This window comes from Enterobacter sp. CC120223-11 (genome assembly GCF_900215375.1).
GTDB lineage: Bacteria > Pseudomonadota > Gammaproteobacteria > Enterobacterales > Enterobacteriaceae > Scandinavium.
On the sequence record NZ_OBEF01000020.1, the window covers coordinates 35,647 to 51,063 of the forward strand.

The 15,417-nt window shown below is 57.2% G+C and carries 13 protein-coding genes and 3 tRNA genes; 6 read left to right on the plus strand and 10 right to left on the minus strand.

Annotation, left to right across the window (positions count from 1 at the left end):
* Positions 1 to 99: 99 nt before the first annotated feature.
* The 6 genes from uvrD to CRO87_RS19255 all read right to left on the minus strand — a co-directional run bounded on the left by uvrD (position 100) and on the right by CRO87_RS19255 (position 5,710).
* Positions 100 to 2,262 (minus strand): DNA helicase II, encoded by a 2,163-nt coding sequence (gene uvrD, locus CRO87_RS19230; RefSeq protein WP_097164539.1) that lies wholly within the window; start codon positions 2,260 to 2,262, stop codon positions 100 to 102.
* 64 nt (positions 2,263 to 2,326) lie between these two features.
* Complete coding sequence (gene yigB / locus CRO87_RS19235) at positions 2,327 to 3,043, minus strand: 5-amino-6-(5-phospho-D-ribitylamino)uracil phosphatase YigB (RefSeq protein WP_097164540.1); 717 nt, start codon at positions 3,041 to 3,043, stop codon at positions 2,327 to 2,329.
* A complete protein-coding gene (gene xerC / locus CRO87_RS19240) occupies positions 3,043 to 3,945 on the minus strand; it encodes a tyrosine recombinase XerC (protein ID WP_097164541.1) in 903 nt (300 codons plus the stop codon). Before xerC ends, yigB begins: the two co-directional genes overlap by 1 nt.
* The gene (locus CRO87_RS19245) at positions 3,942 to 4,649 is read right to left on the minus strand and encodes a DUF484 domain-containing protein (RefSeq protein WP_097164542.1); all 708 of its coding nucleotides are present in this window, start codon (positions 4,647 to 4,649) and stop codon (positions 3,942 to 3,944) included. Before CRO87_RS19245 ends, xerC begins: the two co-directional genes overlap by 4 nt.
* Positions 4,646 to 5,470 (minus strand): diaminopimelate epimerase, encoded by an 825-nt coding sequence (gene dapF, locus CRO87_RS19250; protein WP_097164543.1) that lies wholly within the window; start codon positions 5,468 to 5,470, stop codon positions 4,646 to 4,648. The genes CRO87_RS19245 and dapF overlap by 4 nt, the downstream gene beginning before the upstream one ends.
* A 36-nt stretch (positions 5,471 to 5,506) precedes the next feature.
* Positions 5,507 to 5,710 (minus strand): lipoprotein, encoded by a 204-nt coding sequence (locus tag CRO87_RS19255; RefSeq protein WP_097164544.1) that lies wholly within the window; start codon positions 5,708 to 5,710, stop codon positions 5,507 to 5,509.
* 138 nt (positions 5,711 to 5,848) lie between these two features.
* Between CRO87_RS19255 and cyaY the strand changes: the two genes are divergently transcribed.
* Entirely contained in the window at positions 5,849 to 6,172 is a 324-nt protein-coding gene (cyaY, locus tag CRO87_RS19260; protein ID WP_097164545.1) for an iron donor protein CyaY, read from the plus strand.
* A 103-nt stretch (positions 6,173 to 6,275) separates the two neighbouring features.
* Here the strand turns inward: cyaY and cyaA are convergent, their stop codons facing one another.
* Positions 6,276 to 8,822, minus strand: coding sequence for a class I adenylate cyclase (gene cyaA / locus CRO87_RS19265; protein WP_097164546.1), 2,547 nt, complete (start codon positions 8,820 to 8,822; stop codon positions 6,276 to 6,278).
* Positions 8,823 to 9,156: 334 nt separating this feature from the next.
* Between cyaA and hemC the strand changes: the two genes are divergently transcribed.
* From hemC to CRO87_RS19290, 5 genes are all read left to right on the plus strand, one after another.
* A complete protein-coding gene (gene hemC / locus CRO87_RS19270; protein WP_097164547.1) occupies positions 9,157 to 10,098 on the plus strand; it encodes a hydroxymethylbilane synthase in 942 nt (313 codons plus the stop codon).
* Positions 10,095 to 10,835 (plus strand): uroporphyrinogen-III synthase, encoded by a 741-nt coding sequence (gene hemD, locus CRO87_RS19275; protein ID WP_097164548.1) that lies wholly within the window; start codon positions 10,095 to 10,097, stop codon positions 10,833 to 10,835. The genes hemC and hemD overlap by 4 nt, the downstream gene beginning before the upstream one ends.
* A 21-nt stretch (positions 10,836 to 10,856) precedes the next feature.
* Entirely contained in the window at positions 10,857 to 12,050 is a 1,194-nt protein-coding gene (hemX, locus tag CRO87_RS19280; protein WP_097164549.1) for a uroporphyrinogen-III C-methyltransferase, read from the plus strand.
* Between the two features lie 2 nt (positions 12,051 to 12,052).
* Positions 12,053 to 13,249 carry a protoheme IX biogenesis protein HemY gene (gene hemY / locus CRO87_RS19285; protein ID WP_097164550.1) on the plus strand — a complete coding sequence of 399 codons (1,197 nt, stop codon included), beginning with the start codon at positions 12,053 to 12,055 and terminating at the stop codon, positions 13,247 to 13,249.
* A gap of 173 nt (positions 13,250 to 13,422) precedes the next feature.
* Complete coding sequence (locus CRO87_RS19290) at positions 13,423 to 14,628, plus strand: MFS transporter (RefSeq protein WP_097164551.1); 1,206 nt, start codon at positions 13,423 to 13,425, stop codon at positions 14,626 to 14,628.
* A 469-nt stretch (positions 14,629 to 15,097) separates the two neighbouring features.
* Here CRO87_RS19290 and CRO87_RS19295 read toward each other — a convergent pair.
* The 3 genes from CRO87_RS19295 to CRO87_RS19305 all read right to left on the minus strand — a co-directional run bounded on the left by CRO87_RS19295 (position 15,098) and on the right by CRO87_RS19305 (position 15,398).
* Positions 15,098 to 15,174 (minus strand) — tRNA-Pro (locus CRO87_RS19295).
* A gap of 41 nt (positions 15,175 to 15,215) precedes the next feature.
* Positions 15,216 to 15,301: transfer RNA gene (locus tag CRO87_RS19300), tRNA-Leu, on the minus strand.
* Between the two features lie 21 nt (positions 15,302 to 15,322).
* Positions 15,323 to 15,398 (minus strand) — tRNA-His (locus tag CRO87_RS19305).
* Between the last annotated feature and the right edge of the window lie 19 nt (positions 15,399 to 15,417).

Consider the following 15,417-nt stretch of genomic DNA (forward strand, 5'->3'; position numbering starts at 1 on the left):
ATGCAGCGTCAACACGCAACGAAACGCCAGAGAAGTTTTCATCCCCTCTGGCCTGTAAGATTAGCAGAACGTTACAAATTTATGATGATTTTCTGAAAGTTACACGTTTTCGAGACGCGCGTAGGCGGCCACCAGCCATTTGATCCCCTGACCCTGGAACGCTACCTGCAAACGGCTGTGCTCGCCGCTGCCTTCCAGATTCACGATGGTGCCTTCGCCGAATTTCGCGTGGCGCACACGCTGGCCGAGCTTGTAACCGGTGTCGTTTTCCGCCATCGGCGTGCCCATGCGCTGATGGCTAACCGGGCGGCTGACCGTGGCGCGCAGACGGACTTCCTCCACGCAGGCTTCCGGCAGCTCGCCGATAAAGCGCGACGGACGATGATAAACCTCTTTGCCGTACAGACGACGGGTTTCCGCATACGTTAGCGTCAGCTTCTGCATCGCACGCGTCACGCCAACGTAGGCCAGGCGGCGCTCTTCTTCCAGACGCCCGCCTTCATCAAGCGACATCTGGCTCGGGAACATCCCCTCTTCCATGCCGACGATAAACACCTGCGGGAACTCCAGCCCTTTCGCCGAGTGCAGCGTCATCAGCTGCACGGCGTCCTGCCAGGTGTCCGCCTGCCCTTCCCCCGCTTCCAGCGCGGCGTGGGAAAGGAATGCCTGAAGCGGCATTAAATCTTCTTCTTCGTCGTTGTAGCTGAACTGGCGCGTTGCCGTCACCAGTTCCTCTAAGTTTTCGATACGGGTCTGGCCTTTTTCGCCCTTCTCCTGCTCGTACATCATGAACAGGCCGGAATCTTTTATGACGCGGTCGGTCTGCACGTGCAGCGGCATGTCTGCCGTTTCCTGGGAGAGCGCTTCGATAAGCTCCATAAAGCGCTGTAACGCGCTGGCCGCACGCCCGGCGAGGGCCTTATCTTTCAGCAGCTCACGGCACGCCTGCCACAGAGTCAGCTGACGTTCACGCGAGGTTTGGCGTACGACGTCTAACGTGCGATCGCCAATGCCGCGCGTCGGCGTGTTAACCACACGTTCAAACGCTGCATCGTCGTTGCGATTGGCAATAAGACGCAGATAAGCCAGCGCGTCTTTGATTTCCTGACGTTCGAAGAAGCGCATGCCGCCGTAGATGCGGTACGGCATGCTGACCTGCAACAGCGCCTCTTCCAGCACGCGCGACTGGGCGTTGCTGCGGTAGAGAATGGCGCACTGCTCCAGCGCACCGCCGTTGTCCTGCCAGGTTTTGATGCGGTTCACCACGAAGCGGGCTTCGTCGAGTTCGTTGAAGGCGCAATAGAGTGAAATCGGTTCGCCGTCGACGCCATCGGTCCACAGCTTTTTGCCGAGGCGCCCATTGTTGTTTTCAATCAGGGCGTTGGCGGCGCTGAGGATATTGCTGGTCGAGCGGTAGTTTTGCTCCAGGCGGATGGTTTCCGCGCCGGGGAAATCATTGAGGAAGCGCTGGATGTTTTCCACCTGCGCGCCACGCCAGCCGTAGATCGACTGGTCATCGTCGCCAACGATCATTACTTTGCCGGTGTCGCCCGCGAGCATGCGGATCCAGGCGTACTGAATATTGTTGGTGTCCTGGAACTCGTCGACGAGGATGTTGGTGAAGCGTTCGCGGTAGTGCTGCAGAATGTGCGGCTTGTTGAGCCACAGCTCATGGGCGCGCAGCAGCAGCTCGGCAAAATCCACCAGCCCCGCGCGGTCGCACGCTTCCTGATAGGCCTTGTAAATACTCTGCCAGGTCTGTTCGACCGGGTTGCCAAAGCTCTGAATATGATGCGGGCGCAGGCCTTCATCTTTCTGCCCGTTGATGTACCACATCGCCTGACGCGCGGGCCACTGCTTCTCATCGAGGTTCATCGCCTTCATCAGGCGCTTCAGTAAACGCAGCTGATCTTCGCTGTCGAGGATCTGGAAATCCTGCGGCAGATTGGCGTCCAGATGATGCGCACGCAGCAGACGGTGCGCCAGCCCGTGGAAGGTGCCGACCCACATCCCGCCCTGAGATGAACCCATCAGCTGCGCGATACGATGACGCATTTCCGCCGCCGCCTTGTTGGTGAACGTCACCGCCATGATCGAATAGGGCGAGCAGTTCTCCACGCTTTGCAGCCAGGCGATGCGGTGGACCAGCACGCGTGTCTTGCCACTGCCTGCCCCTGCCAGCACCAGCAGGTTAGTGCGGTTGGCCGCTACGGCTTCGCGCTGTTTGTCATTGAGGCTGTCGAGCAGGTAAGAAACGTCCATTGGCACCGCCGGAGAAAGTCGGGGTTCCACGAACCCCTGTTAATATATACAGAGTTACTGGTGATTATATCAGCGTGGTGAGGGATGCCAACCGCGAAATTTCGATGTGTGGCAGCAGGCGGCTGTCGTGGATTTGCATCAAATCGCCGTCAAGAAGGTTGATCCAGCAAGCCTGCATCCCGCAGCGAACGGCCCCGGCGACGTCCGTCGTCAGATCATCGCCAACGTGCAGGATCTGTTCCAGCGGCACGTCTAAACGTTCTGCCGCCAGATGGTACATGTCACTGAACGGCTTCGAACGCCCGTCCGGGCCCGCGCGCAGGACAAACTTAAAATAGTCGTTCAGGCCGAACAACTCAGGCTGCGCGTTGCCGTTGGTTATCGCCACCAGCGGCCATTTCTCTGCAAGCTTCGCCAGCGTGTCATGGGTTTCCTGCGGCACGTCAATGGCGCTGCGCCATCTGGCGAAGTTCGCCATCGCCGCGTTGGCGCCCACGTCGGCTTCGCTGGCGGAAAGCCCGGCGTTGAGCATCGCCTGCTCGACTGCCCGGCGACGCCATTCGGTCACGTCGTGGTAAATCTCCGGTTCTGACTGACGCAGCGCGGTGCGCAGCTGCTGAAAATCACTGTTTTCAAGCTCACTCAGGGCGGGATGGTAGCCGCGAACGAAGGCCAGAGACTCTTTCTCCGTGCGGCGGATGACCTGGCGGTTGTCGTAGAGCGTGTCGTCAAGATCGAACGTCAGGGCAGCAATCTGGCCCAATGGACGGTAAAAACGCATTATTTCCCCCGTTTCGCGCGTGGATGCGCCTGGTCGTACACCGAGGCAAGGTGTTGAAAATCAAGATGGGTATAGATTTGGGTGGTCGACAGATTGGCGTGCCCGAGCAGCTCCTGCACGCCTCGCAGATCGCCGCTCGATTCCAGCATGTGTGTGGCAAAAGAGTGGCGCAGCTTGTGCGGGTTCACGTGGCTGTTCAGCCCTTGCTTGATGCCCCACTCCGCGAAGCGCTTCTGCACGTTGCGCGCCGAAATACGCTTGCCGAGCTTCGACAAAAACAGCGCATCTTCTTCCATGCCAAACAGCCCGCGTAAATCCAGCCAATGCTCAATCCAATGAACAGCATTGCGGCCAATTGGCAGACGGCGCTCTTTGCTGCCCTTGCCCATCACCCACACTTCGCCGGACTCCAGATCGAGATGCTTCAGATCCAGCCCCACCAGCTCCGATAAACGCAGGCCCGCGCCATACATCACTTCCAGCATCGCGCGGTCGCGTACCGCCAGTGGGTCGTTGAGATCAATATCCAGCAGACGGTTCACGTCGTCGACGTCGATGTTTTTCGGCAGATGGCGCGCGGCCTTCGGCGCAGAAACGGCTTTGGCCGGGTTGGCCGGAAGCTCACCCTGGCTGACCATCCAGTCAAAGAAGCTACGCAGAGCAGAAAGACGTAATGAGAGGCTGGCCGGACTCAGGCCTTTACGGCGGCTGCGCACGGCAAAACCACGCACGATAGCCACATCGCACTGCTGCCAGGTCGCAATCCGCATCTCTTCCGCCAGCGCAATGATGGTGTCGAGCTGACGCTGATAGTTGAGTAAGGTGATCGGGCTGAGCTGGCGTTCAACGCCAAGATAGCGCAGGAAGCGCGTGGTAGGTTCCGTCAGCGCAGAGAGCGTCATACGCGCTCGACCCAGCGCTCCAGCAAACCAGGCAGCAGCAGGGAAATTTCCTGCAAAAGGTGCGTGCCCTGGCCCGCCTGATAGTGTTGCGCATCGCGGCTGCTGAACAGCATCACGCCAAGATCGCCGTCGCTGCCGAGCATCGACATGGCCACTGAGCCAATCGCCTTCGCTTCAGGCATCATCACCAGCAGCTCCGGGCCGTTCAGAGAGCCCAGGAAGTGCCGCTCGTGGCCTAAGCGCTGAATACGGATGGGTTCGAACGCCTGGCGCGACAACGCCAGCTGAGTAAATTTAGACGGTGCGCCAATGCGCCAGCGATCGGCAAACAGACGCACGGTGGCGCCCGCAAGCCCAAGTTCACGTGCCCAGCGGTGAAAACGATTGAGCATGTCATCAAGGCTTTCGGCCGCCGCCAGCCGCGTTTGCAGCTCCAGCAGACGGTAGAACAGGCTTTCGTTGGCCGTCGCCTGCTCCACCAGCAGCGACATGTTCTCTTCCAGCGCATTGATGTGATTTCGCGCGCGCGCCATGTGCCACTCAACCAGCGACACCGTGCCGCGCACCGGATGCGGGACACGCATCTGCTCCACCACCGGCGCGTTGCGGATGAAAAATTCAGGATGTTGCAGCAGATAATCGACCACCGCCCGATCGTCGAGCGAGTTCAGTTCTGTCAGCTGCTCTTCCCCTGGCTGTTTCATAAATGAATAAATCCGTCGTAGACGTGTGCCGCCGGGCCAGTCATAAACAGCGGCTGACCCGCTCCCTTCCAGGCGATATCTAGCCGACCGCCTGGCAATTCCACGCGTACCTCTTCGGCCAGCAGGCCCTGCTGAATGCCGACAGCAACCGCTGCACAGGCACCGCTGCCGCAGGCCTGAGTTTCCCCCGCGCCGCGTTCATAAACGCGCAAACGGATATGGTTGCGGTTTACCACCTGCATAAAGCCGATATTGGCACGTTCCGGAAAACGCTCATGGCTTTCCAAAACTGGGCCTAATGTTTCCACCGCGGCGGTGTCGACGCTGTCGACCTGAACCACACAGTGCGGATTGCCCATTGAGACTACGCCGCACAATACTGTCTGTTCGGCCGCACGCATAATATAGGTCTTTTCCGCTTTGTTAGCGCGGAACGGCACCTGAGAAGGCTCAAAGTTAGGCTCGCCCATATTCACCCGCACCAGGTCGTCATCGGTAACGCTTAATACCATGCGCCCGTTGGCGGTGCTGACGCGAATGTCACGTTTATTGGTCAGGCCTTTGATTCTGACAAAACGGGCAAAACAGCGCGCGCCGTTGCCGCACTGCGACACTTCGCTGCCGTCGGCGTTAAAGATGCGGTAGTGAAAATCGAGGTCCGGATCGTAAGGCGGTTCAACCACCAGCAGCTGATCGAACCCGACGCCAAGATGCCGATCGGCCAGGCGGCGGATCAACTCCGGAGAAAAGAACACATTCTGCGTTACCGCATCGACGACCATAAAATCATTGCCAAGGCCGTGCATTTTAGAGAACTGCATCATTGACTCCACCCATGCAGAAAAAAGGCCTTTGGATCAGTAGTTCACCTGGGTCGGGCCGCCGTTGTCGCCACGATCGTTGCGGGTCGGCTCGGTGCTCTGGGTTCCCGGATTGACCGGTTTCGTTGGCGGTGCAGCCGTTTTATCTGCCGGCGGGAAATAGAGCGGCCCCTTCAGGCCACACCCTGCCAGGGTCGTTAACGCAGCCAAAAGGATCAGCGGTCGAAAGAGATTGTTCATGCTTAGCGTGCCTGTGGTTAATGCTTTCTGCTTTCTATCATCGCAGGAGAAGACGTAAAAGCAAGCGTTTAGCACCTGACTGCAACCGGAATTGTTTCGCGTTATACTGCCGCCATCACCTGATAATGGAAAAGAACAATGAACGACAGTGAATTTCATCGCCTCGCAGACCAGCTGTGGATGACCATCGAAGAAAGTCTCGATAACTGGGATGGCGACAGCGATATTGATTGTGAGATTAACGGCGGCGTGCTGACGCTAAGCTTCGAGAACGGCAGCAAAATCATCATCAACCGCCAGGAGCCGCTGCACCAGGTGTGGCTGGCAACCCGCCAGGGTGGCTATCACTTTGATCTGAAAGGAGATGAGTGGATTTGCGATCGCAGCGGTGGGCGATTCTGGGATCTGCTGGAACAGGCAGCGACGGCGCAGGCCGGGGAAGATGTCAGTTTCCGTAGGTAAACTGCAAAAACCTTCTTTATATGAAGGTTTTTTAGTATTTGCTCCCTCTCCCTGTGGGAGAGGGTCGGCAGAGGGCATCAAACAGCAGGGGACGACTAAGAGACTAAGAGAAGTACTGCTGTAACAGCGGTGCCGCGGCATCCTGATTTGCAGGCGTGACGGCCGCAACGGCCTGAGCGCGGAACGGAATGACCTGCGCACGGTTGTCCACTTTCACAATCTGATAGAACTGCGGCAGGTTGAAGTTGATAAAGCTTGAACCGTAGGTGAACCGGTCGTGCGACGAGGAGTAGAAGCGGCTGACGTCGCGCACCAGCTCCTCTTTGCTACCTTCGCAGTGGTGATAAACCTCCGCACGGTTGCTCTCATCCAGAATGTAGATGTTGAAGCCGTTGTCATCGCTGGTGTCTTCGAAGAAGAACTGAATGATCCCTTCGCTGGCAAACCCGTCCACCACCGGCGGCAGCTGAACGTGGTTGGTTTCCACCTGCACCGACAGCCCATGCAGCTTGTTGTGGGAAATCGCGCCGTAAAACTCTATAGCATTTTCCAGTTTCTGCACGGAAACGTTCAGGCGTTCGAAGAACAGGCCCCAGGTTTGCCCCGCCACGCGCAGCGCTTTGAAGCGCCCGGTTTCCTGACGGGTGCTGGAAAGGCGCAGCTCAATACACTCTGAAACCAGCTGCTGGACGCGGGTACGGATCAGGCCACGCAGGTGCTGGCTGTAGCAGAAGACTTCGACGCTGTCCGGCGGCGCAGCATCCTGATGCATTTTGCCGAGGATGGTTTTCAGCGCTTCAATCATCGCCTGCTCGCCGTTGAAGTGCAGCGTACGCACTTCGTTCCACGAGTTGCGGTAGAGCAGATCGACGCTGCCCACCAGGCAATTCTGTTCTTCGCCAAAGCTGAATACGTCGAGCTTACGGAAATCGAAATGCACAACCTGATTGCGGAACGCCGCGGTCGGGTCATATTCAAGGTTGACGATAATCGCCAGATGACGAATTTCGCACGGGCTGTAGAGCGCTTTTGGCGTTGGTGCCGGCAGGCGCAGCGGGAAGTGGTGCGACACGTCGGCCACCATCTCCTGCAGCTTGGCCAAATCGGCAATGCCGTTGCCCTTAATAAACAGGCGGGTACGGGACGTCAGCAGGCCGTTGAACCAGGCCCACGCCACCAGTTTATTAAGATAACGGTTATATTCCAGCGGCTGATGACTGACGATCGATTCCATGTTCGGCGCACGGTTGTAAAGATACCAGCCTGTGCGGTTGGCACGGCCCGGCGGCACATGGATAAAGGTCAGATTCGGCTCGGAAAGGTCGGGGGAAATCTGCGGATTCACCAGCGTGACTTTCCCCGGCAGTGCTTCGAATGCGGCGTACAGCTTGCGGGTCAGCACGCCGATGTCCTGCGGGCTGGCGGAAACGCTGAGGTTGTTGCGGCGCGCGAAGCGAATCAGATTGCGGTAGCTCTGCATCATCGCGTCGAGCAACTCGTTGTGCGCGTCACGCACTTCGTCAATCTTCCAGTTAGCGCGGTTATCGAGCATCGACAGGCGCTCTTCGCTCCAGCCCCAATCTTTCACTAACTGACCAACAACTTCACGACGCCAGCCTACACAAGCGCGCTCGCGGCTCAGTTTTTCACACACTTTCAGGTAGAAACATCGACGCACCAAATCCAGACGGGTGGTGTCATCAATGGCCTGCAGATAATCGGTGACGCGTTCAAGCATCATGCAGTACGGATCGAGCCCGAAGGAGACAATCTCGCCGTCGTGCAGGCGCTGTTTAATGTCTTTCGCCAGCAGGCGGCTGTTCGGGTATTCCCAGGAATAGGCTTCGAGCAGCAGGGTCTTCAGCACCGCTTTGTACGGTGAGTCGATGCTTTTATACAGCTGCCACAGGCTCGCGCCGAAGTACTCTTCCGCGGAGAGCGTGCTCAATCCGCCAAGGTCGAGCCATTCGTTTGGCGTCAGCACGCCCTGGGCATAGAGCTTCATGACGTACTCGTCGTAGTGCTCTTCTTCTTCGCAAGGCACCATATTCCACAGAATACGTTTGCCCGCGAGGCGCACGGCGGTACGGTAAAATTCGTCGAGCAATAAAATATGCTGCGTGGAGCCGCAGTCTTCACCGCCGAGGCTGCCGCTTTCGTTGTGACGGAAACGGTTTTCGTCGATCAGGAAGAAGCTGACCTCGACGCCAAGCGACGCGGCCCAGCTCTCCAGCAGGCTACATTTACGCTGCAGCAGCTGGCGCTCTTCGTTATCAAGCCAGGCCTGATGACAAACCCAGATATCAAGATCGGAAGAACAGCTCTGGCCAACAGAAGAGGTGCTGCCCATGGAGTAGACGCCGGTGATCGGCAGTTCACCTTTGGCGGTGTCCTGACGCGGCATACCGCGGTGCAGTTCCAGCTCATCAAGGTAGTGGCGTTGGGTTTCATCAGGCGTGTAGAGGCAAATGCCTTTGGGTACGTTACCGTCGAGGTAACCCGGCATCAGCGGATGGTGGTAGTGAAGCAATGTCGGCAGAAGACTGTAGACCTGCTGAAAAGCCGGCCCCATGGCAGCAAGCGCGCGATCCACACGCAATTGATTGATGGCATCCAGTCTCTGTTTCAGTGTCTCAATATAGAGGTACAAGACATATCGCCTGATGTTAAACCTGAGTACTGCAAGGCGGTGTAAGGCCTGGAATACGAAGGCTTTTAGAATTTCAACAAGAACCGCTACCGTCAGTCGCCATGATGGTGGTGGTGCGGGCTAACAAACGGTTTAAAACGTGATCAATTTAACACCTTGCCGTTTGACCGTAAAGAAAGTTGCGCTACTCATTAGTTTAGCACCGATTAACGGCTGTAAATTCTTCGCCACGCCTTGGCTCGCCTGAATTTCAGATTTTCAAAAAACTCGAAAACTAACATCCTTATAGCAACAATGTTAGGATGGCTGGCGGACGATAACGACGGTAACAAGCATGTTAGACAAAGTTTTAAGAATTGCCACACGCCAAAGTCCTCTCGCACTTTGGCAGGCACATTATGTGAAAGACAGGCTGATGGCGTGCCATCCAGGGCTCAGGGTTGAACTGGTGCCAATGGTCACGCGAGGCGATGTGATCCTTGATACGCCCCTGGCAAAAGTCGGTGGTAAGGGCCTGTTTGTCAAAGAGCTTGAACTTGCGCTGCTTGAAAACCGCGCCGATATCGCCGTGCATTCGATGAAGGATGTCCCCGTGGAATTTCCACAGGGACTTGGCCTGACAACTATCTGCGAACGCGAAGATCCGCGTGATGCGTTTGTCTCAAACCACTTTGATTCCATCGACGCCCTGCCGCCAGGCAGCGTGGTTGGCACGTCAAGTTTACGCCGCCAGTGCCAGCTGGCCGCCGAACGTCCGGATCTGCAGATTCGCTCTTTACGCGGCAACGTCGGTACGCGCCTGAGCAAACTCGATAATGGCGATTATGATGCGATTATTCTGGCAGTGGCCGGGCTGAAGCGCCTGGGTCTCGAAGACCGCATTCGACAGGCGCTTTCGCCTGAGCAATCCCTCCCTGCCGTTGGCCAGGGCGCGGTCGGCATTGAATGCCGCCTCGACGACGAACAAACCCACGCGCTGCTCGCTCCGCTCAATCATGCGGATACTGCCGTGCGCGTTTGCGCCGAGCGTGCGATGAACACCCGCCTCGAAGGAGGCTGTCAGGTGCCAATTGGCAGCTATGCTGAACTGAACAACGGTGAAATCTGGCTACGTGCATTAGTTGGCGCGCCGGATGGCAGCCAGATGGTACGCGGTGAACGTCGCGGCCCCGCCGATCAGGCTGAAGCCTTGGGCATTTCGCTGGCGGAAGAGCTGCTGAATAACGGAGCCCGCGAGATCCTCGCCGACGTCTATAACGGAGAAGCGCCCGAATGAGTATTCTGGTCACTCGCCCGTCTCCCCAGGGAGAAGAACTTGTCAGCCGCCTGCGCGCGCTGGGGCGAGAGGCCTGGAGCTTTCCGTTAATTGAATTTACCCCCGGTCGCGAGCTGGCAACGCTTTCCGGGCATCTTGCGGATGTAAAGGAAGGTGATTTGCTTTTCGCCCTTTCGCAGCATGCCGTCGAATTCGCTCACGCGCACCTGCAACAACAGGGGAAAAGCTGGCCGCCTGCGCCAGGCTATTTTGCCATCGGGCGAACCACTGCCCTCGCGCTGCATAAAGTCAGCGGCATTGATGTTCGCTACCCGCTCGATCGGGAAATCAGCGAAGTCTTGCTACAATTACCGGAATTACAAAACGTTGCAGGAAAGAAGGCGCTTATCTTGCGCGGCAACGGTGGACGAGAGCTGCTTGGCGAAACGCTGCAAAGCCGCGGTGCGTACGTGACGTTTTGTGAATGTTACCAGCGCAGCCCACGTCATTATGACGGGGCGCAAGAAGCCATGCGCTGGCAATCCCGCGGCGTGACCCGACTGGTCGTGACCAGCGGTGAAATGCTGCAACAGCTTTGGGCGTTAATCCCACAATGGTATCGCGAGGGTTGGTTGTTAAACTGCGAACTGCTTGTGGTGAGCGAGCGTCTGGTGCAACAGGCCCGGGAGTTGGGCTGGCGGAATATCAGGGTGGCCGATAGCGCCGACAACGACGCGCTGCTGCGTGCTTTACAATAACTCTCAACATTGGAAGCCATAATGACGGAACAGAAAGAGAACGCCGCCGTGGTTGAAGAGACCAGGGAGGCCGTGGACACGACGCCACAGCCAGAAAATACGGAAAAAAAGAGCGCTGAGAAGAAAAACGGCAGCAGTAAAGCCCCTCTGGCGCTGAGCGTAATCGCGATTGCTATTGCGCTGGCCGCGGGTGCGGGCCTTTATGGCCTGGTGAAGCAGCAGGGTACCAGCCAGACGTCTGCCAATGACACGCTGGGCACTCAGGTCACCGCCCTGCAAAAAGCGCAGGAATCGCAGAAAGCAGAGCTGGAAGGCGTGATCAAACAGCAGGCAGACCAGCTGACGGCCGCGAAACAGCAGCAGGATGCGATGGCGAAACACCTTGATGAGCTGCAGCAAAAAGTCGCCACCATTTCCGGCAGCGATGCCAAAACCTGGCAGCTGGCGCAGGCCGATTTCCTCGTCAAACTGGCGGGCCGCAAGCTGTGGAGCGATCAGGACGTTACCACCGCCGCCGCGCTGCTGAAAAGTGCCGACGCAAGCCTGGCGGACATGAATGACCCGAGTCTGATTAACGCCCGCCGCGCAATCACCGAAGACATCGCCAGCCTCTCCGGCGTGGCGCAGGTCGATTACGACGGCATCATCCTGAAAGTGAATCAGCTTTCAAATCAGATTGATAACCTGCGTCTGGCGGACAACACCGACGACGATTCCCCAATGGATTCTGACAGCGGCGAGCTTTCAAGCTCCCTCGGCGAGTGGCGCGTCAACCTGCAAAAGAGCTGGCAGAACTTTATGGACAGCTTTATCACCATTCGTCGTCGTGACGAAACGGCGGTACCGCTGTTGGCACCGAATCAGGACGTTTACCTGCGCGAAAACATTCGCTCACGCCTGCTGGTGGCCGCTCAGGCAGTGCCACGTCATCAGGATCAAACTTACAAACAGGCGCTGGATAACGTCTCCACCTGGGTTCGCGCGTACTACGACACCGATGATGCCACGACCAAAGCCTTCCTCGATGAGCTGGATGCGCTGAGTCAGCAGAGCATCAATATGGACGTGCCGGAAACGCTGCAAAGCCAGGCGATTCTGGAAAAGCTCATGCAGACACGCGTGCGTAATTTGCTGGCGCAGCCGTCTGTTACACCAGGTGCCGAACCTCAGGCTGAAGCTGCACCTGCCGCCGCCGCCGCACCGCAGGGAGAATAAGTATGTTGAAAGTATTATTGCTCTTTGCACTGCTGATCGCCGGGATCGTGATCGGGCCGATCGTCGCCGGACACCAGGGCTACGTGCTGATCCAGACCGACAACTACAACATTGAAACCAGCGTCACCGGCCTGGTGATCATCCTGATCCTGACCATGGTGGTGCTGTTCGCCATCGAATGGCTGCTACGCCGCATCTTCCGCACCGGGGCGCACACCCGTGGCTGGTTTGTCGGCCGCAAGCGTCGCCGCGCTCGGAAGCAAACCGAGCAGGCGCTGTTGAAGCTGGCAGAAGGTGATTACCAGCAGGTTGAAAAGCTGATGGCGAAAAATGCCGATCACGCAGAACAGCCGGTGGTGAACTACCTGCTCGCGGCAGAAGCCGCCCAGCAGCGCGGGGACGAAATGCGCGCCAATCAGCATCTGGAGCGAGCAGCAGAAAGCGCCGGTAACGATTTGATCCCGGTCGAAATCACCCGCGTTCGTATTCAACTGGCCCGTAACGAAGATCATGCGGCACGCCACGGCGTAGATAAGCTGCTGGAAATCTCTCCACGCCATCCGGAAGTGCTGCGCCTGGCCGAACAGGCCTACATCCGTACCGGCGCCTGGAGTTCGCTCCTCGACATCATTCCTTCCATGGCGAAAGCCAACGTGGGTGATGAAGCGCATCGTGATGCTCTGGAACAGCAGGCCTGGATTGGGCTGATGGAGCAGGCGCGTGCCGATCAGGGCAGCGATGGCCTGCGCGAGTGGTGGAAAAACCAGAGCCGCAAAACCCGCCAGCGCATTCCGCTGCAGGTCGCCATGGCCGATCACCTCATTGAGTGTGACGATCATGACACCGCCCAGCAGATCATCATCGACGGCCTGAAACGCCAGTATGACGATCGACTGCTGCTGCCGGTACCGCGCCTGAAAACCAACAATCCTGAACAGCTCGAGAAAGTGCTGCGCCAGCAGATCAAAAGCGTTGGCGATCGCCCACTGCTGTGGAGCACGTTGGGTCAGTCGCTGATGAAGCACGGCGAATGGCAGGAAGCGACCATCGCCTTCCGTGCCGCGCTAAAACAGCGCCCGGATGCGTTTGACTACGCCTGGCTTGCCGACGCACTCGATCGCCTGCATCAGCCGGAGGAAGCAGCGACTATGCGCCGCGATGGGCTGTTGCTGACGCTTCAGAACAACCCTCCTTCCTGAGTGATTCTGTGACAAGGGGCCGATAAGGCCCCTTTCTTTTTTCCGCATCCCGTGCCAAAGTTTCCGCTCTGCTTCCTGCCTGCGAGCTTCCCAATGTAACGATTTCTTAGCTCTGTCCGTTTTCACTCACGCGTTTCATTGCGTGGATAACGCTTTGCTGGAGATCGTCTCATATGAATTCTCTGCTGTTTGCGCTGCTGCGCGCACTGCGGAGCCATGCCTGGTTTCGTCTGCTGGCTTGCGCTTTTGTTTTGTCGTCGCTGGGTAATGGCCTGACGCAGGTGGTGGTTTTTGGCCAGCTCCTGCGCTGGCAGGCTTCGCCCACTCTACTAACCCTTGCCTGGCTTTTGGCCACCCTTCCCGGCTTTCTGGGCAGTCTGGCTGGCGAAAGGCTATGTCGTACTTTTCCGCCTTTGCAACTGCTTCTCCTTTGTGAACTGCTGGGCCTGTTCGCGCTGGTTATGCCATGGCAGGGAATCAATCTGCACAACATCCCTTTGCTGCTGGCCGTTCAGTCCGTTGAGTCACTCCTTGGGGGAATGGCATGGCCCGCTCTGGCGCTGACGTTTAAGCGCGGGCTGAGTGCGGAGGAGCTTCCGGCAGCCACCGCGATGGAAAACATGATCTTCGCCTCCCAGGTTTTGCTGGGTACCGGCATGGGCGTGCTGCTGTTCGGGCGAGTTAGCCCGCAGACGCTGCTGCTGGTTGATGCCCTTAGCTTTGTCGCCGCTGCGTGGCTACTGTGGCTTGCTTCACGGCAAACAACCATGCTCCCTGAAACACAGCAACATGCAGCCATGGTGTCGCCGCAATGGGAGACATTGAGCATCGTGCAAAAGCGGAGTCTGTTGCTGTTACCTTCGCTCGCGGCCGTTGGCGCTCCCGCTATGGCACTTTTGCCTGCCCTGGCCCAGCAAATGCGGCCGGAGGACAGCGCCGGCCTGGCATTACCGCTACTGTTCAGCCGCAGCCTGGGGCAACTTTGCGGACCAATGCTGCTTAACAGCCAGAAGATGGTGGAATATACCCGTCGTAATCACCTGCTGCTGGGCTGCCTGGCGCTGTTTCTGCTGGCTTATATCTTAATGCCCACGCTGTCAGCTTTTACCGGCGCGTCGCTGGCGGCGATTTTCATCGCGCATCTGGCATCAAACGTGGTTTTCGCTCTGGGAACATTCGGCGTGCTGCATCAGTTCGATGAGAAGGAGGTTTCGGGAGCCAGCGCGAAAGCCTGGCGATGGCAAACGATCAGCGCAACCATCACAACCTCCATTGCCGTTCTGCTGACGGGTATGCTTGGGGCAGTTCACACACTCTGGTGTGTTTCATTTTGCTCGTTGATTCTGGTGGGAGGAATTCTATTCCGCTACCGGAATTAACCCATAAAAAAACGCCTGCTCTGAAATCAGGGCAGGCGTTAAAACAGGTCTGATTGACAACAATTGGTGCTTCACTCAACGTTATGTCCATGGTGTCTGATGAGGCCGAAGCGACATCTGTCGGTGGACGATAAGCACCGTAAACGGCTCTGCGTCATTCCTGGATTTATGAGGCGTAAACGCGAACATAAGAGATGGAATGAGCATCTACACGGATATTATTGCACAGGTTATGCCACTCTTGCACCCCTGAATATCAGGGAGTTAAGGTAATTCAGATAAATGGAGATGTCGCTGAATAGCGACGCCAGAATAATAAAAATATGAATCAACTTAAAATCAGAGAATTAGATGTCGCCATACGGAGACATATTTCCCGGACAAGAATGACCGGAAAGAAAAGTTTATATCGTAGGAAGAAAATCTGAGTTCAGAATAGAAAAAACCCCGCCGAAGCGGGGTTCAAAATTGGTCGGCGAGAGAGGATTCGAACCTCCGACCCACTGGTCCCAAACCAGTTGCGCTACCAAGCTGCGCTACTCGCCGATGTACTGCTTTTTGAATTTTCGTTCAATGCTTTAGAGTTATGGTGCGAGGGGGGGGACTCGAACCCCCACATCCTAAGGACACTAACACCTGAAGCTAGCGCGTCTACCAATTCCGCCACCTTCGCATGCCACAAACTCTTAAATAATGGGGTGGCTAATGGGATTCGAACCCACGACAACTGGAATCACAATCCAGGGCTCTACCAACTGAGCTATAGCCACCACTGCAAATCTTTTCTAC